This window comes from Metabacillus sp. SLBN-84, assembly GCF_053629595.1.
Genome location: NZ_JBRJIP010000001.1, coordinates 1,534,332 through 1,558,641 on the forward strand (window position 1 = coordinate 1,534,332; position 24,310 = coordinate 1,558,641).

The window sequence follows — 24,310 nt, forward strand, 5'->3', positions numbered from 1 at the left end:
GAATGAGTTCAAAAAAAGAAAGAATTGATATCCTCCTTGTAGAAAGAGGGTTAATTGAAACAAGAGAAAAAGCGAAGCGGGCCATTATGGCAGGGCTTGTGTATGCAAATGAAGAGAGAGTGGAAAAACCGGGTGAAAAGGTCGACACTTCTCTAAAGCTTACTGTAAAAGGAAATGTCATGCCGTACGTCAGCCGCGGTGGCTTAAAGCTTGAAAAAGCATTGAAAGAATTTGACTTAACGGTAGAGGGCAAAATTCTTTTGGACATTGGATCATCAACCGGAGGTTTTACAGACTGTGCCCTCCAAAACGGGGCAAAAAGCTCCTATGCGCTTGATGTCGGGTATAACCAGCTTGCATGGAAGCTCCGACAGGATGAACGGGTGACGGTGATGGAACGGACGAATTTCCGTTATTCAGAGCCTGCTGATTTTACAGAAGGTCTGCCTGAAGTTGCATCCATTGATGTGTCGTTTATTTCTTTGAGGCTGATTCTCCCTGCACTTAAGAAAATATTAGTCGCAGGGGGAGACTGCATCGCGCTCGTCAAACCTCAGTTTGAAGCAGGCAAAGAGCTTGTAGGCAAAAAGGGCATCGTCAGAGAACCGAAAACACACAGACTGGTGCTTGAAGATATTACCCAATTCGCTCTCAAAGAGGGCTATGACTGTGTCAATCTTTCCTACTCTCCCATTACAGGCGGAGACGGAAACATTGAATTTCTGCTGCATCTGAAGAACGCCATGGACCAGCCTGGTGAAAACCTGCTGCCGGAGAGCATTGATGCAGTAGTCGAAAAAGCACACAGTGAACTGAAAACAAAGAAACAGGAACAGGAATAACGCTGCTGCCGTTATTCCTGTTTGTTCTGCCGGCAGAAATGCAAATGCTTCTGACATTTCTGAGTATACTACCAGTAAATCAATGAACCGCCTGAACATGCAGGCTGACAAAAACATGTACATTTTTAGCGATTTCATATAACATATTCAGTATAATCATACAGTTAACAAGGGGTGCCCAATGAATAAAGGTCAACGACACATTAAAATCCGCGAGCTGATCACACATAATGAAGTGGAAACGCAGGATGAACTGGTGGACATGCTTAAGGAAGCTGCCTTTAATGTCACTCAGGCTACAGTCTCAAGAGACATTAAAGAGCTGCACCTGGTAAAGGTCCCGATGCTTGATGGGCGGTATAAATACAGCCTCCCTGCAGATCAGCGCTTTAACCCGCTTCAGAAACTGAAACGGGCGCTAATGGATGCCTTTGTAAAAATTGATTCAGCAGGCCATAACATTATTATGAAAACACTTCCCGGCAATGCAAATGCCATAGGAGCACTTATCGACAACCTGGATTGGAATGAAATATTAGGGACAATCTGCGGAGATGATACGATCTTAATTATCTGCAGAACACCAGATGATACCGAAACCATCTCCAAACGATTCCTGGATATGCTTTAAAGAATGAAATGGAAGGGGGATTCGGCCCTGTGTTAGCAGAACTTTCCATAAAGAACTTTGCCATAATCGAAGCACTGACTGTCTCTTTTGAAAAAGGGCTTACCGTCCTTACCGGAGAAACAGGAGCTGGAAAATCCATTATTATAGATGCCGTTCATTTGCTGGTAGGAGGAAGAGGATCATCTGAATTTGTCCGCTACGGAGAAAAAAGGGCTGAACTTGAAGGTCTTTTTTTGCTGGATGATGACGCTCATCCGGTCCTTGACAGATGCCAGGAATTTGGGATCGATACAAGTGACGGGATGATTGTCCTGAGACGTGATATTTCAGCAGCCGGCAAGAGTATTTGCCGTGTGAACGGAAAGCTTGTGACCATCGGAATTCTCAGGGAAATCGGCCAGCTCATGATTGATATTCACGGCCAGCATGATAATCAGGAGCTGATGAATGAAGAAAATCACTGGAAGCTGCTCGATCAGTACGGTTCGTCAAAAATAAACCATGCCCTTTCGTCATACAGAGAGATTTACACTACATATGCTTCGCTGCAAAAGAAAATCAAACAGCTTTCTGAAAACGAACAAGAAATGGCCCACAGGCTTGATCTTATTCAGTTTCAGCTCGAAGAAATTGAAAAAGCTGATTTGAAACTAAAAGAAGACGAACAGCTCATGGAAGAAAAAAATGAAATCTCCAACTTTGAAAAGGTTTATGAATCCCTGCAGAACAGCTATAATTCCCTTCACGGCGAACAGCGGGGACTCGACTATATCGGCCATTCCATGAGCCACCTTGAAGAAGTGTCTTCAATTAATGACTCATTGAAAGAAATGTCAGAAACCGTCTCCAACTGCTACTACATGCTTGAAGATCTGTCGTTTCAGATCCGCAGTGAACTTGATAGGCTTGAGTTTGACCCGGAGCGGCTGAATGAAATTGAAGCAAGGCTTGCGGAGATTACGCATCTGAAGAGAAAGTACGGTCAGAGTGTAGAGGAAATCCTTGAATATGCAGCGGGAATCGAAGAAGAGATTGATACGATTCAAAACCGCGACAGCCACCTTTATAAACTGAAAAACGAACTTGATTCGGTTACGAAGGATCTGGTGATTGAAGCTTCGAACCTGACGGCTGTCCGCAGAAAAAGTGCTGCCGAGCTGATAAAAAACATCCAGCAGGAGCTTAAAGAACTTTATATGGAAAAAACAAAGTTTGAAGTTGTGTTCGGCGTCCGCAAGGGTCATGCAGACAGTGTCCAAATAGACGGTGTCCCTGCAAAATTCACTGAAAACGGAGTAGATGAAACAGAATTTTATCTATCTACAAATCCGGGTGAACCCCTTAAACCGCTTTCCAAAATTGCGTCCGGGGGAGAGCTTTCAAGAATCATGCTCGCGATGAAAAGCATTTTCTCCAAGCATCAGGGTGTGACGTCCATCATTTTTGATGAGGTCGATACTGGAGTGAGCGGGAGAGTGGCCCAGGCCATCGCAGAAAAGATCTATAAGGTTTCTGTCGGGTCCCAGGTGCTCTGCATCACTCACCTGCCTCAGGTGGCTGCCATGGCTGATACGCATCTTTTCATCTCCAAAGAGACGGTTAAAGGCCGCACGAAAACAAGTGTCAAACCTCTTCTCGAGGAAGAAAAGATAAAAGAAGTCGGCCGGATGATTGCAGGTGTTGAAGTAACGGATTTGACGAAACAGCACGCCAAAGAATTGCTTGCTCTTGCAGAAGCTGCAAAGAGTTTCTAAATACTGCCCACCTCGGCAGTATTTTTTTTGCCTGCAAAAAAACACCTCATGACCTGTCCTGCGGCATTATACGCCAAAACAGCAACATTTTCTTTTTATATCAGTTATAAATGCTCCTCCAAAAGGCAAAATTAATGAATGTAGCCGATGTATTGGTGTGGTAGGAGCGAGGAGAGTGTGTATAGTTGGGCTCAGATAAAATAAGAAAAATAATTGGTTGTATTCTCCTTGTTTCTTTAATGAGTTTAGGATTTGTAAAACCTGTTAAAGAATACATTCTATTGCCAAATTCTTTAACTGTATTCGAAAATCAGCAATTATCAATGCAGACATCCCTGCAGGCTGATGCAGCTGCGGCGGATTCAGAGCAGGTATTTTCCATTAAAACAGGGAGTGAATCCCTTCAAATTGAAGGCAGGCAAAGCGGAGTCGGAGAAATCGTATTTGACCTTGCCGGCATTCCGATAAAAAAAGTGGACGTTAAAGTCCTTGAAGATTTCCGGGTGATTCCGGGCGGCCAGTCAATAGGCGTCAAACTGAATTCACTTGGCGTGCTTGTTGTCGGACATCATCAAATTAAAACATCCGGAGGAAAAAAATCCCCCGGGGAAATAGCCGGAGTGCAAGTCGGTGATATGATCACGAAAATTAACGGCACCACAGTTGAGAGCATGAGTGATGTGACGCCGTTTATTCAGGATTCTGGAAAGACCGGCAAGCCTCTTGACTTAGTGATCTCGAGGGACAACAAAGAGCTTAAGACAAAGCTTGTTCCGGTAAAAGATGAAAATGAAGGCGCATACCGGATCGGCCTTTATATCAGAGATTCAGCAGCGGGAATCGGGACGATGACCTTTTATGATCCTAAATCAAAGAAATACGGCGCTTTAGGCCATGTTATTTCCGATATGGATACAAAAAAACCAATAGTTGTACAGGACGGACAGGTTGTCAGATCGACTGTCACATCCATTGAAAAAGGAAGCAACGGGAATCCCGGAGAGAAGCTTGCCAGATTTTCAAGCGACAGACAGATTATTGGGGACATTACACGCAACAGTCCATTCGGTATTTTCGGCAGGCTGAACGGAGATATGACAAATGGTCTTTATGACCAGCCTATGCCAATTGCCCTTTCAAATGAGGTAAAAGAAGGTCCTGCGCATATTCTGACGGTTGTAGACGGTGACAGAGTAGAGGAGTTTGATGTACAGGTGGTCAGTTCCACTCCTCAGAAGTTCCCGGCAATAAAAGGGATGGTCATAAAAATTACAGATCCAAAACTGCTTGAGAAATCAGGCGGGATTGTTCAGGGGATGAGCGGAAGTCCGATTATCCAAAATGGCAAAGTGATTGGCGCCGTTACACACGTGTTTGTAAACGATCCGACTTCAGGGTATGGTGTTCATATCGAGTGGATGCTGAGTGAAGCGGGAATTGATATCTATACGCAAGGTGCAAAGAAAGCAAGCTAAAAGGGCAGCTGTTGAGAGGTGATTCTTGACAGCTCTTTTTTATGTCTTTCTTTATTCCCGTTTTTTCGGTAGAATAGAGGGAAGAAGATTATTCGACAAAACTGTTTAACTTTGGAAGCGATTGGTTGCGGGAATCGTCGAAAATGTGAGGAAACTGGAGAAAAAATTAGATATTTCATTTTTTTGGTATTTTTTAAAATAATTAGAGGAATTTATGTTGCATTGTCGAAATTCTCATTTAGAATAAACAATAGAGATGCTAACCGGTTAAGGCGGAGAAATGAAGACTGAGGAGGAACTTTAGTGAAGAAGATAAAAGTATGTGTCGTTGATGATAATCGTGAGTTGGTCGGCCTTTTAGATGAGTTTATATCGAGCCAGGATGACATGGAAGTACTGGGAATCGCCTATAACGGGCAGGAATGTCTGAACATGCTGAAGGACAAAGATCCTGATGTCCTTGTACTGGATATTATTATGCCGCATCTTGACGGCCTTGCTGTCCTTGAAAAAGTCAGGGAGATGGAAAAATCCAAACAGCCGAATGTCATCATGCTGACAGCGTTCGGACAGGAAGATGTCACGAAAAAAGCTGTCGACCTTGGTGCATCTTACTTCATCTTAAAACCGTTCGACATGGAAAACCTTGTCAGCCACATTCGCCAGGTAAGCGGAAAATCCGCTCCTATTCTTTCCAGATCCAGTTCCTCACTCAGATCCCAGCCTGAAAACAAAGGCAAGAACCTTGATGCGAACATTACCAGCATCATTCATGAAATCGGTGTACCTGCTCATATTAAAGGGTATCTGTACTTAAGGGAAGCCATTTCAATGGTTTATAACGATATTGAGCTTCTCGGTTCGATTACAAAAGTTCTCTATCCTGACATTGCAAAAAAATACAACACAACGGCAAGCCGTGTCGAGCGTGCGATCCGCCATGCGATTGAAGTGGCCTGGAGCCGCGGAAACATCGAGTCTATCTCATCTCTTTTCGGCTACACGGTGAGCATGTCAAAAGCAAAACCGACAAATTCAGAATTTATCGCAATGGTTGCCGATAAACTTCGACTTGAGCATAAGGCTTCCTGAGAAGGAAAGAAGCTTTAAATAAAGAAAGAACCCGCTTTCGCCTGAAAGGGGTTCTTTTCATTTAAGCATCATTTCTCTTTTTTCTCGAGTTCGGCAAGCTTTGCAAGCAGAATGTGCTGAGGCATATGCATCAGCTGTTCAACCGGAACATTCAGTGCTTCGCTTAATTTTACAGCCGTATCAGCTGAAATTGGCAGTGGTCTCATGGGAAATCCTCCTTTATTCTATTTTAAGCGGGTGAGAAAGGCAATGACGATAATATTTGGCCACCGGGGTGCAGCCGGCACGCATCCTGAAAATACGATGCCGTCTTTTCAGGCGGCCATTGACCTTGGTGCAGACGGAATTGAGCTGGATGTGCATCTTTCAAAAGACGGCATTCCCGTTGTGATCCATGATGAAACGGTTGACCGAACCACAAACGGCACCGGCTATGTAAAAGATTTGACGTATTCAGAGCTTCAGCAGCTTGATGCGTGCTATTTGTTTCCTGAGTGGAGCGGAAAAGCATCTGTGCCGTCTCTTGAGCAAGTGGCAGAATGGATCAGACCGCTGAATGGCAAGCTGAATATTGAACTTAAAAATGACCGGATCCATTACGGGCAAATCGAAGAAAAAGTTATCAGCATCATTGAAAAGTACACCTTAGAGAGCCGCGTTATCCTTTCTTCGTTTAATCATGACAGCTTAGTAAAATGTTATCACATTTCACCTCATATTGAACGAGGGGCTCTGATTCACGAAAGGCTGTATCAGCCTTGGGCATATGCAAAAACCATCCCTGCAGCTTCCGTGCACCCCTACTATCTGTCGGCTGATCAAACAATGGTTGCGGAAAGTCAGGCGCACGGAATCATGGTCAGACCTTATACGGTCAACGATGAACAAATGATGAAGGACCTAATGAATGCCGGCTGTGCAGGTTTCTTCACGGATTACCCTGAAATGGCTGTTCGGATAAGAAAATCATTAGATACTGTTTAAATGATTGGATGAAGCGCACAGGTTGACTGGGCGCTTCCGCTTTTCTACCTCTGAAACCTCTTCTGAACCTTTTTCCTCTTTGAGTCTCTGCGGAAGATGAATCCTGCGACAAAGCTTAATCCTCCTATAAACAAAAGCAGTCCTCCTATGAACTGCATCCATAATGCCGGAAATGGCGGCTGAAGAATGCCAAACAGCATATCGCGCATGAGTTTGATGCCATAGCCTGCCAAAACGCCAGGTATGACCATTATAATCAGAGCAACTATCCTCATATTTCCCCTTGTCCTTTCCCTGTTCTTTCTAAATTGTCAAGTGAATGAGCCTTTTTGTCAAGTGAGCAAAAGTGGATGTTGAAATCGTGCAATTTTTTGCATAAATGGAACTGTTCGAGTACACTAATGAGGGAATGGGATAGGCTTTTTATATGAAGTATTTTTTGATTTTATAAAAAACAAGGGGATAGATTGATGCAAAAAGTGCTGCTGGTTGGTGCGGGCAAAGGCGGGACTGCACTCCTTAAAATGCTGCTTGAGATCAAAGCGATGGAAATTATGGCTGTTGTTGATATCGATTCAAAAGCACCGGGTATCGAATATGCCAAAAAAATAGGAATTCTGACCAGCTCAGACTGGAAGCCGCTTCTGTCTGATCAGATTAACATTGTCATAGAAGCAACGGGGAGTTCTGAAGTGTTTGAAGAACTGCTTCAGCAAAGAAGCAGGAGCACAGTCATCATACCGGGCAGCGTGGCTCATATCATAACAAATCTGATTAATCAGAAAGAAGATCTGATTACAGCTCTTCAAGAAATTACATATAAGCATGAAACCATTTTTGACGCAACGAATGACGGCATGATTGTCATCGACGACAAAGAGAGGCTCATTCTTTTTAATAAAATGGCCGAAGAAATGACAGGCTTAAAAAAGGAGGATGTCATCGGCAGGCTTGTCAGGGAAGTCATGCCATCAAGCAAACTGCCGAGAATTCTCCAAACGAAGGAAGTTGAAATGAACCAGGAGCAGGTTCTTGAGAACGGCCTGAAAATAATTACAACCCGAATCCCGATTTTTGATCACTCGGGCACTCTGATTGGTGCGCTTTCGCTTTTTAAAGATATAACGGAAATTGTGAATCTTGCTGAAGAGATGACGAACCTGAAAGAAATTCAGACCATGCTTCAGGCGATTATTCAGTCTTCGGATGAAGCGATTTCTGTGGTGGACGAAGAAGGGAGAGGCATCATGATTAATCCTGCCTACTCCCGCATGACCGGCCTGACTGAGGGCGAGGTCCTCGGAATGCCTGCTACAGCGGACATCTCAGAGGGTGAGAGCATGCATATGAAAGTACTTGAAACAAGAAGGCCTGTCCGCGGAGCGAGAATGAAAGTCGGCCCTTCTAAAAAAGACGTCATCGTCAATGTAGCCCCGATTATCGTCGACGGCAAATTAAAGGGAAGCGTCGGCGTCATACACGATATGTCTGAGATTCAGACGCTGACTACAGAATTAAACCGGGCAAGGCAAATTATCAGAACCCTCGAAGCGAAATATTCCTTTGAAGACATTGTCGGAGAAAGTGAAGAAATCAAGCTTGCGATTGAACAGGCAAAACTTGGGGCAAAAACACCTGCAACTGTACTCCTGAGGGGAGAATCGGGGACGGGAAAAGAGCTATTTGCACACGCTATACATAATGCGAGCGACAGAAAATACAAAAAATTTATTAAAGTAAACTGTGCAGCTATTTCAGAAACCCTGCTTGAAAGTGAATTGTTCGGCTACGAAGAAGGAGCATTTTCAGGCGCAAAACGCGGAGGCAAGCGCGGGTTTTTTGAAGAGGCGAATAACGGAAGCATCTTCCTTGATGAAATCGGTGAACTGTCAGCCAGTGTACAGGCAAAGCTGCTTCGCGTTCTTCAGGAAAAAGAAATTGTCAGAGTAGGGTCGGCGAAATCGATTTCCATCAATGTAAGGGTAATTGCCGCGACAAACATCAATATTGAAAAAGCCTTGTCTGACGGTACGTTCAGGGAGGATCTATATTACAGATTAAACAGGTACCCAATATCCATTCCTCCGCTGCGGAACAGGAAAAGTGACATTCCCATGCTTGCCGAACACCTGATCAGAAAGCTGAATCAGGATTATGGACGGAGCATTGAAGGAATTGATGAATCTGCAGCAGCGGCACTGATGGGATACAGCTGGCCGGGTAATGTGAGAGAGCTTGAAAATGTTATCGGAAGAGCAATGATCTTTATGCATTATCATGAACTGAGAATCACAGCCCGCCATCTGCCTGAACTAATCCAGAGTTCTGAAAAAGAAAGACATACCGGGAATGTCCTTATAGAAGATTCCGGAAATATCACGCTGGCCGAAGCTGTAGAAGAAGTTGAAAAAAACCTGATACAGAACGCACTTATTAAACACGGCTATAACCGGACAAAAACCGCTGCTTCATTAGGTGTTTCATTAAGAAACCTGTATTATAAGATGGAGAAATACGGAATTGAAAAATAATGCATGCAATATCTTGCGTGATATGCAATATTTTGCACGGTAATAAAATGACAGATGAAGCGGTTTCACGTTTTTTCATTTGGCACGCTTCTTGCATTATAAATAATCGGGTGCTGTGATTACATCAAGAAAGGGTTGAACGATACATGACATTAGACGACCTGCTGGAAAAAGCGGCACAGCTGGAAAATAAGACGGTTGCTGTTGCAGCGGCAGAAGATGGCGAAGTTCTTGAAGCTGTGAAGCTTGCTCTAGAACGGGAAATGGCTGATTTTATGCTGTTTGGCAACAAAGAAGTCATTGAAACAATGCTTCTTGAAAAACAAATGGATTCCAGAAGAGTCACAATCCATCACGCAAGATCCGCCGAACAGGCTTCAGAAGCAGCCGTAAAAGCCGTTTTTCAAAATGAAGCGGATGTCCTTATGAAAGGGAATGTTCCGACTGCTGTGATTTTAAAAGCTGTGCTGAACAAAGAGTTCGGTCTCCGCACGGGAAACATCCTTTCACACGTGGCCGTTTTTGATGTGCCAGGCTACGACCGGTACACCATCGTGACAGATGCTGCTATGAACGTTGCGCCGGATCTTCAGCAAAAAAAGCAGATTCTTGAAAACTCCGTGACGGTAGCTAGGAAAATTGGCATTGAGATGCCGAAAGTTGCACCGCTTGCAGCGGTTGAAGTCATCAACCCGGCCATGCAGGCCACACTTGATGCTGCTGCACTAACGCAGATGAACACCCGCGGGCAAATCAAACATTGTCTTGTAGACGGACCGCTTGCTCTTGATAACGCCGTTTCCATTGAAGCTGCGGAGCATAAGGGCATAAAGAGCGGGGCTGCGGGACAGGCGGATATTTTATTGGTACCAACCATTGAAGTTGGCAATGTTTTATATAAATCACTTATTTATTTCGCAGGGGCAAAGGTTGGGGCTGTCATTGCAGGAGCAAAAGCGCCAATCGTACTGACAAGCCGTGCAGATTCAGCTGAAAGCAAGCTTTATTCACTGGCGCTTGCCATTTGCACAAGCTGAGAACAGAAAAAGCAAAAATGATACCACTAGGAGGATTTACAGATGGAAATTTTCAAATACATGGAACTATACGACTATGAGCAGTTGGTTTTCTGCCAGGATAAACAATCAGGACTAAAAGCGATCATTGCCATTCACGATACAACGCTTGGACCGGCTCTTGGCGGAACGCGCATGTGGACATATGCTTCTGAAGCGGATGCCATTGAAGATGCCCTTCGTCTTGCACGTGGCATGACTTACAAAAATGCTGCAGCAGGACTTAACCTTGGCGGCGGGAAAACGGTCATCATCGGAGACCCTAGAAAAGATAAGAATGAAGAAATGTTCCGTGCATTCGGACGCTATATTCAAGGGCTGAACGGCCGTTATATTACAGCAGAAGATGTAGGGACTACAGTAGAAGATATGGACCTGATTCATGAGGAAACAGATTACGTAACAGGTATTTCTCCTGCATTCGGCTCTTCAGGCAACCCGTCTCCTGTCACTGCATTCGGTGTATACCGCGGAATGAAAGCAGCAGCTAAAGCAGCATTCGGAACAGATTCACTGGAAGGGAAAACAGTAGCTGTACAAGGTGTTGGAAATGTTGCCTTTAACCTTTGCAGACATCTTCATGAAGAAGGTGCGCAGCTTATCGTAACAGACATCCATAAAGAAGCGGTTCAAAGAGCCGTTGAAGCATTTGGAGCAAAAGCTGTCGATCCTGATGAGATTTATTCTGTTGACTGTGACATTTATGCACCATGTGCACTTGGAGCGACAATTAACGATGATACTATTCCGCAAATTAAAGCAAAAGTCATTGCAGGTGCTGCGAACAATCAGCTGAAAGAAACGCGCCACGGCGATACGATTCATGAAATGGGCATCGCTTATGCACCTGATTATGTCATCAATGCCGGCGGAGTTATCAATGTAGCTGACGAACTTCTTGGATACAACAGCGAAAGAGCGATGAAAAAAGTAGAAGGCATCTACCAGAACATTGAGCGTGTATTTGAAATTGCAAAGCGTGACGGCATTCCTACTTATATGGCAGCTGACCGTCTGGCAGAAGAGCGGATTGAAAGAATGAGAAACTCACGCAGCCAGTTCCTGCAAAACGGCCACCATATCTTAAGCCGCCGCTAATTTGGAAATACAAGGAGAAGGAGCTGCTTGATCAGATCCTTCTCTTACCTGGAGGTTATGAAAGTTGCAAGAAAAAGAATATCGAATACTCGTCATCAACCCTGGTTCAACTTCTACGAAAATTGGTGTATTTGATAATGAGCGTTCTATTTTTGAAAAAACAATCCGTCATGATGCAGAAAAGATTCAATCTTTCTCTCAAATCATTGATCAATACGAATTTAGAAAACAAACGATTCTTGAGACGCTTGATGAAGAAGGCATTAATATCTCTAAATTAAGCGCCGTCTGCGGAAGAGGCGGACTGCTTCGTCCGATTGAAGGCGGAACGTATCATGTCAATGAGCAGATGCTTCAAGATCTCCGGATAGGCTATGCAGGCCAGCATGCCTCAAATCTTGGAGGAATCATTGCCTATGAAATAGCGGGAGGCCTTAATATCCCTGCATTCATTGTGGATCCTGTCGTTGTAGATGAAATGGAACCGATTGCAAAAGTATCAGGCGTTGCTTCAATCGAAAGGAAAAGTATTTTTCACGCACTGAACCAGAAATCAGTTGCCAGAAAAGTGGCCAGGCAGTACGGGAAATCGTATGGAGAAATGAACCTGATCGTCGCTCACATGGGCGGCGGGATTACAGTAGGTGTCCATAAGCAGGGAAGAGTGATTGATGTGAACAACGGTCTTCATGGTGACGGACCGTTCAGCCCTGAAAGAGCGGGTACGGTTCCTGCAGGAGATCTTGTCAGCCTGTGTTTTTCAGGGGACTACTACCGCGAGGAAATAATGAAAATGCTTGTCGGCCGCGGAGGCCTTGTGGGCTACCTTGGAACAAATGACGGACAAAAGGTTGAACGCATGATTGCAGCAGGTGACGAGCGGGCAAAACTGGTTTTTGATGCAATGGCGTATCAAATCGGCAAAGAAATCGGTGCTGCAAGTGCAGTCCTCAAAGGCAAAGTAGATGCCATTATCCTTACCGGAGGCCTCGCATACGGGAAGAGGTTTGTAAAAGAAATCTCGTCTTATATTGACTGGATTGCAGACATTACAGTATTCCCGGGTGAAAATGAGCTGCAGGCTTTAACAGAAGGTGCACTGCGCGTCCTTCGGGGAGAAGAAGAGCCGAAGGAATATCCTAACCCTTCACTTGTAAGTGCGAAACCGCTCAGCAGAGGCTGAGCACAAAATAGATCTTCTTTTTAAGAGAGGAGCATGACCCTATGGCAACTGAATATGATCTCGTGATTGTCGGCGGAGGCACAGGCGGCTATGTCGCAGCCATCCGTGCAAGCCAGCTCGGCTTAAAAACAGCTATTGTTGAAAAAGGGAAGCTTGGCGGCACATGTCTGCATGCAGGCTGCATACCAAGCAAAGCATTGCTTAGAAGCGCGGAGGTTTTTGCAACAGCTAAGCGAAGCGAAGAATTCGGCGTCATTACTTCCGGAGTCGAGCTTGATTTTGCCAAAGTGCAGGAACGGAAGCAGTCCATTATCGATACACTACATAATGGAGTGCAGCATTTAATGAAACAGGGGAAAATTGATGTATACGAAGGAACGGGCAGAATCCTTGGACCGTCGATTTTTTCTCCTATGCCTGGAACCATCTCCGTAGAAATGAACAACGGGGAGGAAAATGAAATGCTGATCCCGAAGAATGTGATTGTCTCTACAGGCTCAAGACCGCGCAGCCTTCCCGGCCTTGAAATTGACGGAGAAGCAGTCCTTACTTCAGATGAGGCATTAAACCTTCCGTCTTTGCCGAAGTCCATCATCATTGTCGGCGGAGGCGTGATCGGCATTGAGTGGGCGTCCATGCTTTCTGATTTCGGCCTTGACGTAACGGTCCTTGAATATGCAGACAGAATACTCCCTACAGAAGATGCGGATATTTCAAAAGAAATGCAGCGCCTGCTGAAGAAAAAGGGCGTCACGGTCGTGACAGGTGCAAAGGTGCTTTCTGAAACACTTGAAAAAGGAGAAGCAGTCTCCATATCTGCAGAGCATAAAGGAGAAGTAAAAACCTTCTCGGCAGAAAAAATTCTTGTATCCGTCGGCCGTCAGGCAAATGTTGAAGGTATTGGCCTTGAGAACACCGACATTCAGATTGAAAACGGATTTATCAAGACAAACGCATTTATGCAGACGAAGGAATCACATATCTACGCAATCGGGGATGTAATCGGCGGCATGCAGCTTGCTCATGTAGCTTCACACGAAGGCATTACCGCCGTTGAACACATTGCCGGGAAAAATCCTTCTGCCATCACGTACAGAAACGTATCAAGATGTGTCTACAGCACACCTGAAATCGCAAGTGTGGGCTACACGGAAGCAGAAGCAAAAGATGCCGGTTTTGACGTGAAGACAGGGAAATTTTCTTTCCGTGCAATCGGCAAAGCGCTTGTTTTTGGAGAGTCGGACGGGTTTGTCAAATTAGTTGCAGATGTTAAAACAAATGACCTTCTTGGCGTTCATATGATCGGACCGCACGTGACAGATATGATTTCAGAGGCCGGTCTTGCCATGGTGCTGGATGCAACCCCGTGGGAAATCGGGCACACGATCCATCCGCATCCTACGCTTTCTGAAGCAATCGGCGAAGCTGCTCTTGCAGTGGATGGCAGCGCAATACATTCTTAAGGGGAACGACTTCCCTTACATACTGATTTTTAGGAGGCAGCAAAATGGCTGAAAATCGTCATCAAACTCTTGGTCTGACAGATCAGGATGTTCTTGAAATGTATGAAACTATGGTTATGGCCCGTAAAATTGATGAGCGCATGTGGCTGTTGAACCGTTCAGGAAAAATTCCGTTTGTCATCTCTTGTCAGGGTCAGGAAGCGGCACAGGTTGGAGCTGCTTTTGCCCTTGACCGCAAGAAAGATTACGCACTTCCTTACTACAGAGATATGGGCGTTGTTCTTGCATTTGGCATGACAGCCAAGCAATTGATGCTTTCAGGGTTTGCAAAAGCGGAAGACCCGAACTCAGGCGGACGCCAGATGCCCGGTCACTTTGGACAAAAAGTAAACCGCATCGTAACAGGTTCTTCTCCTGTAACCACGCAGGTGCCGCATGCTGTCGGCATTGCTCTTGCAGGAAGAATGGAGAAAAAGGACATCGTGACGTTCGTAACATTCGGAGAAGGCTCATCCAATCAGGGTGACTTCCATGAAGGTGCAAACTTTGCAAGTGTTCATAAACTTCCGGTTATTTTCATGTGCGAAAACAACAAATACGCGATCAGTGTGCCGTATGAGAAGCAAGTGGCGTGCGAAAAAATCTCCGACCGTGCAGTTGGATACGGCATGCCTGGCGTGACAGTGGACGGAAACGATCCGCTTGAAGTTTATGCAGCGGTGAAGGAAGCAGCAGACAGAGGACGCCGCGGTGAGGGGCCGACTCTTGTTGAGGCCGTTTCATACCGTCTGACACCTCATTCAAGTGATGATGATGACCGTTCATACCGCGGTCAGGAAGAGGTATCTGAAGCGAAGAAAAAGGATCCGATTTTAACGTTTGCCTCTTATTTGAAGGAGACAGGCGTCCTGACAGAAGAAAAGGAAAAAGAGATCCTTGATCAGATTATGAAGGTTGTCAATGAAGCGACGGATTACGCTGAAAATGCACCGTATGCAGAAGCGGAATCAGCACTCAAATACGTATACGCAGAGTAAGGGGGAAGTACAATGCCAGTCATTTCTTATATAGATGCAGTAACAATGGCCATTCGCGAAGAAATGGAACGCGACCCGAAGGTGTTTGTCCTTGGCGAAGATGTCGGCAGAAAAGGCGGAGTCTTTAAAGCTACAGCAGGACTCTACGATAAATTTGGAGAAGAACGCGTCATTGATACGCCGCTTGCAGAATCTGCGATTGCCGGAGTAGGTATCGGAGCGGCCATGTATGGCATGAGACCGATTGCCGAAATGCAATTTGCTGATTTTATCATGCCGGCTGTCAACCAGATCGTATCAGAAGCGGCGAAAATCAGATACCGTTCCAATAATGACTGGAACTGTCCGATTACCATTCGTGCCCCTTACGGCGGCGGAGTGCATGGCGCTCTGTATCATTCCCAGTCAGTTGAAGCTCTTTTTGCCAATACACCGGGTCTGAAAATTGTGATGCCGTCAACTCCTTATGATGTAAAAGGATTGCTGAAGGCAGCCATCAGAGACGAAGATCCTGTTCTTTTCTTTGAACATAAGCGGGCTTACCGTCTAATCAAAGGGGAAGTCCCTGAGGATGATTATGTCCTGCCGATCGGGAAAGCGGATGTGAAACGGGAAGGCGAAGATATCACGATCATCACTTATGGCCTTTGCGTTCATTTCGCCCTTCAGGCTGCGGAAAAGCTTGCCCAGGACGGCATTTCAGCTCATATTCTTGATTTGCGCACAGTCTATCCGCTCGATAAAGAAGCGATTATTGAAGCGGCATCAAAAACAGGCAAAGTCCTTCTTGTCACTGAAGACAATAAAGAAGGAAGCATCATGAGTGAAGTGTCAGCGATCATCGCTGAAAACTGCCTGTTCGATCTGGATGCTCCAATCATGCGTCTTGCAGGTCCTGATGTTCCTGCGATGCCTTATGCCCCGACAATGGAAAAGCATTTTATGATCAACCCTGACAAAGTCGAAGCAGCCATGCGGAAGCTTGCGGAGTTTTAAGAAACGTTCTAGTTGAGGAGGGAACTTTCATGGCAGTTGAACAGATGACCATGCCCCAGCTTGGGGAGAGTGTAACAGAAGGCACCATCAGCAAATGGCTCGTATCCGTTGGAGATACCGTTAATAAGTACGACCCGATTGCAGAGGTTATGACAGACAAAGTAAATGCAGAGGTCCCGTCCTCTTTTTCAGGCGTCATCAAGGAACTGACAGCTGAAGAGGGAGACACGCTTGCTGTAGGAGAAATTATCTGCAAAGTAGAAGTCGGAGGCAGTGCAGAAACAGAAGCACCGGCTCAAGCTGAAACACCTGCAGCTGAAAAATCAGTTCAGGAGCCAGCACAGGAACAGGAACAGGATCAGTCTAATAAAAAGAGATATTCACCAGCTGTCCTTCGCCTTGCCCAGGAGAATGACATTGATCTTTCCCAAGTGAACGGCACAGGGGCAGGCGGCAGAATCACAAGAAAAGATGTTCAGCAGCTGATCGAAAGCGGAAATATCCCTAAAGCTGCAGAAGCAGGCAAGCAGGCTCCGGCTGCCGCAGAGAAGCAGGCGCCTTCAGCACAGAAGGAAACCACGGCAGCTCCTGCTCCGGCCAAACCTGCTCCGGGTACATCTGTCTCCGCGCAGCCGGGAGACGTGGAAATTCCGGTTACCGGCATCCGCAAAGCCATTGCAGCGAACATGCTTCGCAGCAAGCATGAAGCTCCGCACGCCTGGACGATGATGGAAGTGGATGCAACGAATCTCGTTGAATACCGCAACAGTCTTAAAAACGAATTCAAACAAAAAGAAGGCTTTAACCTGACGTTCTTTGCCTTCTTCGTCAAAGCAGTTGCCCAGGCACTGAAAGAATTCCCGCAAATCAATTCCATGTGGGCTGGCGACAGCATCATCCAGAAAAAAGATATCAACATCTCGATTGCAGTCGCAACAGATGATGCGCTTTTCGTCCCTGTCATCAAACATGCGGACGAAAAAACCATCAAAGGCATAGCACGCGAAATATCAGAGCTTGCAGGAAAAGTCCGTGCCGGCAAACTTTCTGCAGACGATATGAAAGGCGGCACCTTTACGGTCAACAACACAGGCTCATTCGGCTCTGTCCAGTCCATGGGCATTATCAATTACCCGCAGGCTGCCATCCTTCAGGTCGAATCCATTGTAAAGCGCCCGGTTGTCATGAACAACGGCATGATCGCTGTAAGAGACATGGTCAACCTCTGCATGTCCCTAGATCACCGCGTACTCGACGGATTGATATGCGGAAGATTTTTGGCGCGGGTGAAAGAAATCATCGAACAAACATCAAAAGAAACAACATCGATCTATTAAAAAATAAGCAGGCAGGAAAACTTCGGTTTTTCCTGCCTGTTTTTTTGTTTTGAGAAGGGGGAGGCCAGCAGGGTTCTTTTGCAGCACTTTGAAGTGGCTAGGAAGCCTGTAAAGAGTTCTAACCTGGGTTTAACAACATTTTGCAGATGTTAGAAAGTCCGGAAAGTGTTCTAAATGTGTTTTAACAACACTTTGCAGTGACCAGAGAGCCCGGAAAGAGTTCTAACCTGTCTTTAGCAACATTTTGCAGAGGCCAGAAAGCCCAGAAAGAGTTCTAATCTGGCTTTAACAACATTTTGCAATGGACAAAGAGCCCGGAAAGTGCTCTAACCTGGCTTTAACAACACTTTGCAGAGGCCAAAAAGCCAGCAAAGTGTTCCACCCCCCAACCCCTCCACCAAACCACCCTACAAAAAAAGTGCTCCAACAGCAAAAGCTGCAGAACACTTTTTAAATAACCGCTTTTGGAACCAGCATCCGAAAATGCTTATGCAGAATGCGGATGGATTCGGGAGTGGAGGAGTAGACTTCTCCGTCGGTGTCGCAGTTCATTTCGTCCTCCGTTTCAATTTTCATGATGCTAGTCCGGTAATGCTGGAGCTGTGAATCGAGATGATCCCAGTCGATGCTGTCTTTCATGGTGAAGATTTCTTTTAATACCGTGAAGCTAGCCTCTTTTATAATAAAGATATCTGCAAGGCCGTCATCTATTTGTATATCAGGGTAAGGAAGCTCGTTTGTTCCGATCATCCGTCCGTTTGCAAGCAGGACCATGATGGCTTCATCTTCTATGACTCTGTCATCAAGCTCCAGTTTAAAGGTAAATGGCTTCATGCTTTTGATTGTTCTGAGTGCGCTTAGAAAGTAGCTGACTCTGCCAAGCAGTGCTTTTTCTGTGTCGTTAATATTTTCAGATGTTTCGGCGATCAGGCCGATGCCCCAGAAATTGAGGAAATAACCGCTTGTGGATTCGGCTGCATCTACTCCGCGCACTTCGCCTTCAAACATGCTTTCTGCAGCTTTTCTCAGGTTTTGTGGAATGCCCAGTGTTCTGGAAAAATCGTTGCAGGTGCCTCCTGGAAGGATGGCAATGACCGGTCTGTTTACAAGTCCGCCAAGACCGTTTATGCACTCATGAACGGTTCCGTCACCCCCAAGAATGATGACAATATCACTTTCTTCGCCATGTTCCCGGCAGAATTCCAGGGCATCCAGAGGTTTTTTCGTCTGCAGCAGCAACAGCTGCTCCACATGCTGCGAGATAATGGGAACGCAAACGCCAAGCGTCTTTTCCGCATCTTTTTGACCGGCATTGCCATTGTAGATAAGAATGCCCTTTTTAAATTCAGCCATAAAAAAACCCCTTACGAGCAAAAGTCATTTAAAAGTTAAAAAGATCTCCGACTGCCTTAAACACAGCACGGAGCAAATAATAGATGATGCGGAAAGGAAGAAGGATCAGCAATTCGGCCAGTTCAAGGAGATCGAACAGGAAATCAAGCCATTTGCTGCTTCTTTTTTTCCGCTTCTTTTTTAATCCGAATGGTCTCTTCTTCATTAAATTATCCTCTCTTCTGTTAAATGAAACATCTTTCTTCCTATACGTTTCAAAACAAGCTCTGGTTTCAATTATGAATTACATTTGCTGACTTCTGCAAGGTGTACTAAAATAAAAGAAACTAAGTTTTTATTATTTTCAAAAATGTAAACGCATTCTTTTGCGTCGAGGGGGTGTGCTTCCTTCAGGGAAGCGGGAGAATGAAGCAAAGAATCAGCAGGGAAAGATATGATTTTGAAAAAGCAACTGAACAAATGTGGGTGGAAGAAGCAGAAAGAGCGCTGAAAGGAAAAAGCATTGAGACCCTTTCAAGAAAAACATATGAAGGAATTACACTGCGTCCTGTTTATACAGAGCAAAACAGCCGGGGTGCGCATCAGATTCCAGGGCATCAGGAGAAGCAAAACGGCTGGGAAGTGAGCCAAAAACTTCAGAAATCAAAAACGCCTGAAGAACTGAAAGCGGAAATTCATGAGGCGCTGAAATGCGGGCAGGATGCCATTCATCTTGAGGATGTCTCTTTTCTCAATACATATGAAGATATTCAAATTGCGTTTGAAAACACTGATTTAAGTGTAACCCCGTTTCACATTTCGCTTAAAGAAAACATCGGATTTTTTCCGATTTTCACAGCCTTCCTGAAAAACCGGAATGGAAGCGGCCGGTTTGCTTTTGATCCGCTTGGGGAGTGGATTGAGAGCGGGGGAAGCCATATGCCGCTTTCAGAAAAACTGGATGCTGCGGCTGATATGATGAAGGCGCTGGAAGAAGCAAACCTGCCGGACGTCAAAACCATCCTTTTGGACGGGCAGATCTACCGGAATGCCGGAGCTTCTGCAAAAGAGGAGCTTGCTTATACTTTCGCCAATGCCATTGACCTGTTTAATGCATTAAAAGAACGGGGTGTGCCTGTTGATGTGATTGCCGGCAGAACGGCATTTTCATTTTCGGCAGCGGCGCCGTTCTTTATGGAAATTGCCAAGTTCAGAGCAGCTAAGAAACTGTGGGCTGCTGTTTTAAGCGGGTTTGGTACAGATCCTCTGAAGTTCCCGATTGATCTGCATGCGTCCACATCAATCATCACGAAAACGAGACACGATATTCACGTTAATATGCTGAGGGCAGCGACAGAAGCATTTTCTGCTGCTGTCGGTGGAGTCAGCAGCCTGTCAATTTCTCCATTTGATGAAGTGCTTGGCAAGCCCGGCAAAACCGGAGAACGGGTGGCGAGAAATACGCACTACGTGCTGAAAGAAGAAAGCCTTCTTTCAAAGGTGCAGGACCCTGCAGCCGGCTCATGGTACATTGAAGAACTGACAAGTGAGCTTGCAGAGCAATCATGGAAGGAAATTCAGGCAATTGAAACGCTTGGAGGGTTTGCAGAGGCTGCAAAGACCGAGTATATCCAGAACCATTTAAGCAGTCTGCTTGAGAAGCGCCTGGAGGATATCAGCAAACGGACCGTGCAGCTGATTGGAACGAACGTTTATGCCAATCTTCAGGAATCAGCTAACGAGGCAAAGGCAAAAGAAAGAGTGAATCCTGGGAAAAGCACAACCAATTCTGCGCCTGACATTGCGAAATGGATACAGGAAGCTTATACATTCAAAGCAACAGAAATCAATAGCCTGATGTACAGGGATGAACTTCAGGACGGGGTAAAACCGCTGCTTCAAAAGAGGCTTTCCGAGCCGTTTGAAGAGCTCAGGGCTGCTTCGTCAAGATTTAAAAAAGAAACAGGAAGCTTTCCTTTCATCCATGTGGTCGTGCTTGGTAATCCGATTGATTATAAAGCAAGACTTGATTTTACAGCAGGCCTGCTTGCTGCAGGAGGCGTGGAAGCAAAAATCACGGCCATGGATGAGGCAGAGGCAGAAAAGCCTGTCATCTTATGCGGAACAGACGAAGAATACGGATTGCTGGACGTAAAAAGCCTGTCGGAAAAACATCCGCTCTTCCTTGCAGGGCGTTTTAAGACCGAATATGCTTCTGCCCTGTACCAGGGGATGAATGTGCATGAGTTTTTAAAAAATCTTCATAGTTATTTGGGGGTGAAGTAAATGAGCCGGATCAGTTTTGCAAATGTAGAATGGTCTGAACAAAAGAGTGCAGAAAGACAGACAGCCTCCACAGAAGCGTTTCTGTCAAACGAAGGGATTCCGCTTAAACCAGTCTATACAAAAGAAGACAGAAAAGAGATGCCGTTTTTGGACAGCTATCCGGGCATTGCTCCTTTTCTAAGAGGCCCGTATTCCACGATGTATGTGAACCGACCGTGGACAATCAGGCAGTATGCTGGTTTTTCAACCGCTGAAGACAGCAACGCGTTTTACCGCCGGAATCTTGCCATGGGGCAAAAAGGCCTCTCGGTTGCCTTTGACCTTGCCACGCACAGAGGATATGATTCTGACCATCCAAGAGTCGAAGGAGATGTCGGGAAAGCGGGAGTTGCCATTGACTCAATCCTGGATATGAAAATTCTCTTTCAGGACATTCCGCTCGATCAGATGTCAGTGTCGATGACAATGAACGGGGCTGTGCTTCCGATTATGGCCTTTTATATTGTGACAGCGGAAGAACAGGGGGTCTCTAAAGAGAAGCTTGCAGGTACAATTCAGAATGATATTTTAAAAGAGTACATGGTGAGAAATACGTACATTTACCCTCCTGATACATCCATGAGAATCATAGGGGATATTTTTGAGTACACCGCAAAGCATATGCCGAAGTTCAACAGCATCAGTATTTCTGGCTATCATATGCAGGAAGCTGGGGCAACGGCGGATATAGAGCTTGCTTACACGCTTGCCGACGGACTTGAATATATCCGTACGGGGTTGAAAGCCGGTCTTACCATCGATCAGTTTGCGCCGAGGCTTTCGTTCTTCTGGGCAATCGGCATGAATTATTTTATGGAAGTGGCCAAAATGAGAGCGGCGAGATTAATGTGGGCGCAGATTGTGAAACAGTTTGAGCCGAAAAACCCGAAATCACTCGCGCTCCGGACACACTCCCAGACATCCGGCTGGAGCCTGACTGCGCAGGACCCATTTAACAATGTCATCCGGACATGCCTTGAAGCACATGCCGCTGCCATGGGCCATACCCAGTCTCTGCATACAAATGCGCTTGACGAGGCGATTGCCCTGCCTACTGATTTCTCTGCGAGGATTGCTAGGAATACTCAGCTTTATCTTCAGGCGGAATCAGGCATCTGCGATGTGATTGACCCGTGGGGAGGATCCCATTATGTGGAGTCACTGACTAAGCAGCTGATGGATAAGGCATGGGAACACATTGAAGAGGTTGAAAATCTCGGGGGTATGGCAAAAGCGATCGAGACCGGTCTTCCTAAAATGAAAATAGAAGAAGCTGCCGCAAAACGCCAGGCGAAAATTGACTCAGGATCAGAAACGATAATCGGCGTGAATAAATTTCAAGTCGAGGAAGAGGATCCGATAGAAATTCTTTCTATTGATAATACCGAGGTAAGGCGCAAGCAGATTGAGAGACTTCAAGTGCTTAAGGCATCGCGTGATCAGATGGAGGTGGATCAAGCGCTTCAGGCTCTCACAGAAGCCGTTAAGACGGGAGAGGGGAACCTCCTTGAGCTTTCGGTGGAAGCGGCGCGGGCCAGAGCCACTCTCGGTGAAATTTCAGATGCTGTTGAAAAAGCGTCTAAGCGCCATCAGGCAGTGATCCGGTCAATCAGCGGCGTGTACAGTTCAGAGTTTTCAAATGAAGAAGAAATTGAAAGCGTCAGAAGGATGACCGATGAATTTTCACAGCTGGAAGGAAGAAGGCCCCGTATTCTGATTGCGAAAATGGGTCAGGACGGACATGACCGCGGAGCGAAGGTAGTCGCCACCGCTTATGCAGATTTAGGCTTTGACGTTGACATCGGCCCTTTATTTCAGACTCCTGCAGAAACGGCGGCACAGGCTGTTGAAAATGATGTGCATATCGTCGGGATGAGCTCGCTTGCAGCCGGACACAAAACCCTTCTGCCGCAGCTTGTTCAGGAACTGAAGGCTTTGGGAAGAGAAGATATCATGGTCATCGTCGGCGGCGTGATTCCGTATCAGGATTACGACTTCCTTCTGAGCAACGGTGCTTCTGCTATTTTCGGTCCTGGAACGGTGATTCCGAATGCTGCAAAAATCATGCTTGAAAAAGTGTATGAACGTCTTGGCTATGAGGCAGCAGAAGAATGACCGACGCTCCTAAACGAAGAAAAAAGGCAGGAGAAGCTGAAAAGAGTGCAAACGAGTATGCAGACGGCGTGCTAAGCGGAAATAAAGTCGCGGTTGCCCAAGCCATTACGCTCGTAGAAAGCAATGCGGAAAAGCACTTCGAAACGGCCCAGGAGATGATTGAAGTGCTGCAGCAGCGGACAAGCAAGTCCGTCCGGATCGGGATTACAGGCGTACCTGGGGCCGGAAAAAGCACTTTCATAGATGCCTTCGGAACGTATTTGTGCACAAAGGGCCATAGAGTGGCTGTACTTGCTGTCGACCCGAGCAGCAAGGTGTCCAAAGGCAGCATTCTTGGAGATAAAACGAGAATGGATCGGCTGTCCAGAAATCCGGATGCCTTTATCCGCTCTTCCCCGTCTGGCGGAACCCTGGGGGGAGTAACCAGAAAAACGAGAGAATCTATCATTGTCTGCGAAGCGGCTGGCTATGACGTGATCCTGGTCGAAACAGTGGGTGTCGGCCAGGGGGAATTTGCAATCAGAGGCATGGTTGATTTTTTCCTTCTCCTCGTCCTTACCGGTGCAGGTGACGAGCTTCAGACGATGAAAAAGGGGATTATGGAGCTGCCGGACCTGGTTGTCGTCAATAAAGCGGATGGAGATAACGTAAAGAATGCAGAGAGAGCAAGACATGAATATAATCAGATTCTTCACTTTCTGACATCCTACACAAGAGGATGGGAAACAAAGGCTGTCACGGCTTCTGCCATTCAGGAAAAAGGAATTGAAGAAATCTGGGACACGGTTACGGCTTTTCTGGACATAACAAAGAAAAGCGGCGTGTTTGAAAAAAGAAGACAGCTTCAGCAAAAAGAGTGGCTCTATGAGATGATTCAGGAACAGCTGAAGCATCACTTTTTTCAGCATCCTTCGATTAAAGGAACGATGCCTGTCCTCGAACAGGAGGTCATCAGCGGAAAACGCCCGGTTTCTGGAAGTGTCAAAGAGCTGATTGCAGCCTTTTTAGAAAGGTGAGTCTTGCATTACAGTAGTTTTTT

21 protein-coding genes are annotated in these 24,310 nt (G+C 45.9%); 17 read left to right on the forward strand and 4 right to left on the reverse strand.

Annotation, left to right across the window (positions count from 1 at the left end; genetic code table 11):
- The first annotated feature begins 2 nt into the window (after window positions 1-2).
- From RKD52_RS07630 to spo0A, 5 genes are all read left to right on the forward strand, one after another.
- Window positions 3-842 carry a TlyA family RNA methyltransferase gene (locus RKD52_RS07630; protein WP_454099240.1) on the forward strand — a complete coding sequence of 280 codons (840 nt, stop codon included), beginning with the start codon at window positions 3-5 and terminating at the stop codon, window positions 840-842.
- A 181-nt stretch (window positions 843-1,023) separates the two neighbouring features.
- Window positions 1,024-1,473, forward strand: coding sequence for a transcriptional regulator AhrC/ArgR (gene ahrC / locus RKD52_RS07635; protein ID WP_029279800.1), 450 nt, complete (start codon window positions 1,024-1,026; stop codon window positions 1,471-1,473).
- A 29-nt stretch (window positions 1,474-1,502) separates the two neighbouring features.
- Window positions 1,503-3,227, forward strand: coding sequence for a DNA repair protein RecN (recN, locus tag RKD52_RS07640; protein ID WP_454099241.1), 1,725 nt, complete (start codon window positions 1,503-1,505; stop codon window positions 3,225-3,227).
- A gap of 185 nt (window positions 3,228-3,412) precedes the next feature.
- Complete coding sequence (gene spoIVB / locus RKD52_RS07645) at window positions 3,413-4,702, forward strand: SpoIVB peptidase (protein WP_454099242.1); 1,290 nt, start codon at window positions 3,413-3,415, stop codon at window positions 4,700-4,702.
- Between the two features lie 303 nt (window positions 4,703-5,005).
- Window positions 5,006-5,794, forward strand: a complete 789-nt coding sequence (gene spo0A, locus RKD52_RS07650; RefSeq protein ID WP_029279806.1) for a sporulation transcription factor Spo0A — start codon at window positions 5,006-5,008, stop codon at window positions 5,792-5,794.
- Window positions 5,795-5,862: 68 nt separating this feature from the next.
- On the opposite strand, the gene RKD52_RS07655 is transcribed toward spo0A, so the two are convergent.
- Window positions 5,863-6,000: a YycC family protein gene (locus RKD52_RS07655; RefSeq protein ID WP_342823461.1), complete on the reverse strand. Its 138-nt coding sequence runs from the start codon at window positions 5,998-6,000 to the stop codon at window positions 5,863-5,865.
- A 43-nt stretch (window positions 6,001-6,043) separates the two neighbouring features.
- On the opposite strand from RKD52_RS07655, the gene RKD52_RS07660 reads away from it, so the two are divergent.
- Window positions 6,044-6,778: a glycerophosphodiester phosphodiesterase gene (locus RKD52_RS07660; RefSeq protein WP_454099243.1), complete on the forward strand. Its 735-nt coding sequence runs from the start codon at window positions 6,044-6,046 to the stop codon at window positions 6,776-6,778.
- A 44-nt stretch (window positions 6,779-6,822) separates the two neighbouring features.
- Here RKD52_RS07660 and RKD52_RS07665 read toward each other — a convergent pair whose 3' ends face one another.
- Window positions 6,823-7,053: a DUF2627 domain-containing protein gene (locus tag RKD52_RS07665; protein ID WP_029279810.1), complete on the reverse strand. Its 231-nt coding sequence runs from the start codon at window positions 7,051-7,053 to the stop codon at window positions 6,823-6,825.
- A gap of 195 nt (window positions 7,054-7,248) precedes the next feature.
- On the opposite strand from RKD52_RS07665, the gene RKD52_RS07670 reads away from it, so the two are divergent.
- The 8 genes from RKD52_RS07670 to RKD52_RS07705 all read left to right on the forward strand — a co-directional run bounded on the left by RKD52_RS07670 (window position 7,249) and on the right by RKD52_RS07705 (window position 17,499).
- Window positions 7,249-9,309 (forward strand): sigma 54-interacting transcriptional regulator, encoded by a 2,061-nt coding sequence (locus RKD52_RS07670; protein ID WP_454099244.1) that lies wholly within the window; start codon window positions 7,249-7,251, stop codon window positions 9,307-9,309.
- Between the two features lie 146 nt (window positions 9,310-9,455).
- A complete protein-coding gene (yqiS, locus tag RKD52_RS07675; RefSeq protein ID WP_454099245.1) occupies window positions 9,456-10,346 on the forward strand; it encodes a phosphate butyryltransferase in 891 nt (296 codons plus the stop codon).
- A gap of 42 nt (window positions 10,347-10,388) precedes the next feature.
- A complete protein-coding gene (bcd, locus tag RKD52_RS07680) occupies window positions 10,389-11,483 on the forward strand; it encodes a branched-chain amino acid dehydrogenase (protein WP_454099246.1) in 1,095 nt (364 codons plus the stop codon).
- A 64-nt stretch (window positions 11,484-11,547) separates the two neighbouring features.
- Entirely contained in the window at window positions 11,548-12,666 is a 1,119-nt protein-coding gene (gene buk, locus RKD52_RS07685) for a butyrate kinase (RefSeq protein ID WP_282032890.1), read from the forward strand.
- Between the two features lie 41 nt (window positions 12,667-12,707).
- The gene (gene lpdA, locus RKD52_RS07690; protein ID WP_282032889.1) at window positions 12,708-14,129 is read left to right on the forward strand and encodes a dihydrolipoyl dehydrogenase; all 1,422 of its coding nucleotides are present in this window, start codon (window positions 12,708-12,710) and stop codon (window positions 14,127-14,129) included.
- A 44-nt stretch (window positions 14,130-14,173) separates the two neighbouring features.
- On the forward strand, window positions 14,174-15,166 hold the full coding sequence (locus tag RKD52_RS07695; RefSeq protein WP_282032888.1) for a thiamine pyrophosphate-dependent dehydrogenase E1 component subunit alpha: 993 nt from the start codon (window positions 14,174-14,176) through the stop codon (window positions 15,164-15,166).
- Between the two features lie 12 nt (window positions 15,167-15,178).
- Window positions 15,179-16,162, forward strand: coding sequence for an alpha-ketoacid dehydrogenase subunit beta (locus RKD52_RS07700; RefSeq protein WP_282032887.1), 984 nt, complete (start codon window positions 15,179-15,181; stop codon window positions 16,160-16,162).
- Between the two features lie 29 nt (window positions 16,163-16,191).
- Window positions 16,192-17,499 carry a dihydrolipoamide acetyltransferase family protein gene (locus RKD52_RS07705; RefSeq protein WP_454099247.1) on the forward strand — a complete coding sequence of 436 codons (1,308 nt, stop codon included), beginning with the start codon at window positions 16,192-16,194 and terminating at the stop codon, window positions 17,497-17,499.
- Window positions 17,500-17,949: 450 nt separating this feature from the next.
- Here the strand turns inward: RKD52_RS07705 and RKD52_RS07710 are convergent, their stop codons facing one another.
- Both RKD52_RS07710 and RKD52_RS07715 read right to left on the reverse strand, forming a co-directional pair.
- Window positions 17,950-18,852 carry a YegS/Rv2252/BmrU family lipid kinase gene (locus RKD52_RS07710; RefSeq protein ID WP_454099248.1) on the reverse strand — a complete coding sequence of 301 codons (903 nt, stop codon included), beginning with the start codon at window positions 18,850-18,852 and terminating at the stop codon, window positions 17,950-17,952.
- A 28-nt stretch (window positions 18,853-18,880) separates the two neighbouring features.
- Window positions 18,881-19,057, reverse strand: coding sequence for a hypothetical protein (locus RKD52_RS07715; protein ID WP_454099249.1), 177 nt, complete (start codon window positions 19,055-19,057; stop codon window positions 18,881-18,883).
- Window positions 19,058-19,257: 200 nt separating this feature from the next.
- Between RKD52_RS07715 and RKD52_RS07720 the strand changes: the two genes are divergently transcribed.
- Genes RKD52_RS07720 through meaB form a run of 3 tightly spaced genes read left to right on the forward strand, consistent with a single transcriptional unit; the run spans window position 19,258 to window position 24,287 of the window.
- Window positions 19,258-21,117 (forward strand): methylmalonyl-CoA mutase family protein, encoded by a 1,860-nt coding sequence (locus tag RKD52_RS07720; RefSeq protein WP_454099250.1) that lies wholly within the window; start codon window positions 19,258-19,260, stop codon window positions 21,115-21,117.
- The gene (gene scpA / locus RKD52_RS07725; protein WP_454099251.1) at window positions 21,118-23,271 is read left to right on the forward strand and encodes a methylmalonyl-CoA mutase; all 2,154 of its coding nucleotides are present in this window, start codon (window positions 21,118-21,120) and stop codon (window positions 23,269-23,271) included.
- Window positions 23,268-24,287 carry a methylmalonyl Co-A mutase-associated GTPase MeaB gene (gene meaB / locus RKD52_RS07730; protein WP_454099252.1) on the forward strand — a complete coding sequence of 340 codons (1,020 nt, stop codon included), beginning with the start codon at window positions 23,268-23,270 and terminating at the stop codon, window positions 24,285-24,287. The genes scpA and meaB overlap by 4 nt, the downstream gene beginning before the upstream one ends.
- Window positions 24,288-24,310 lie beyond the last annotated feature (23 nt).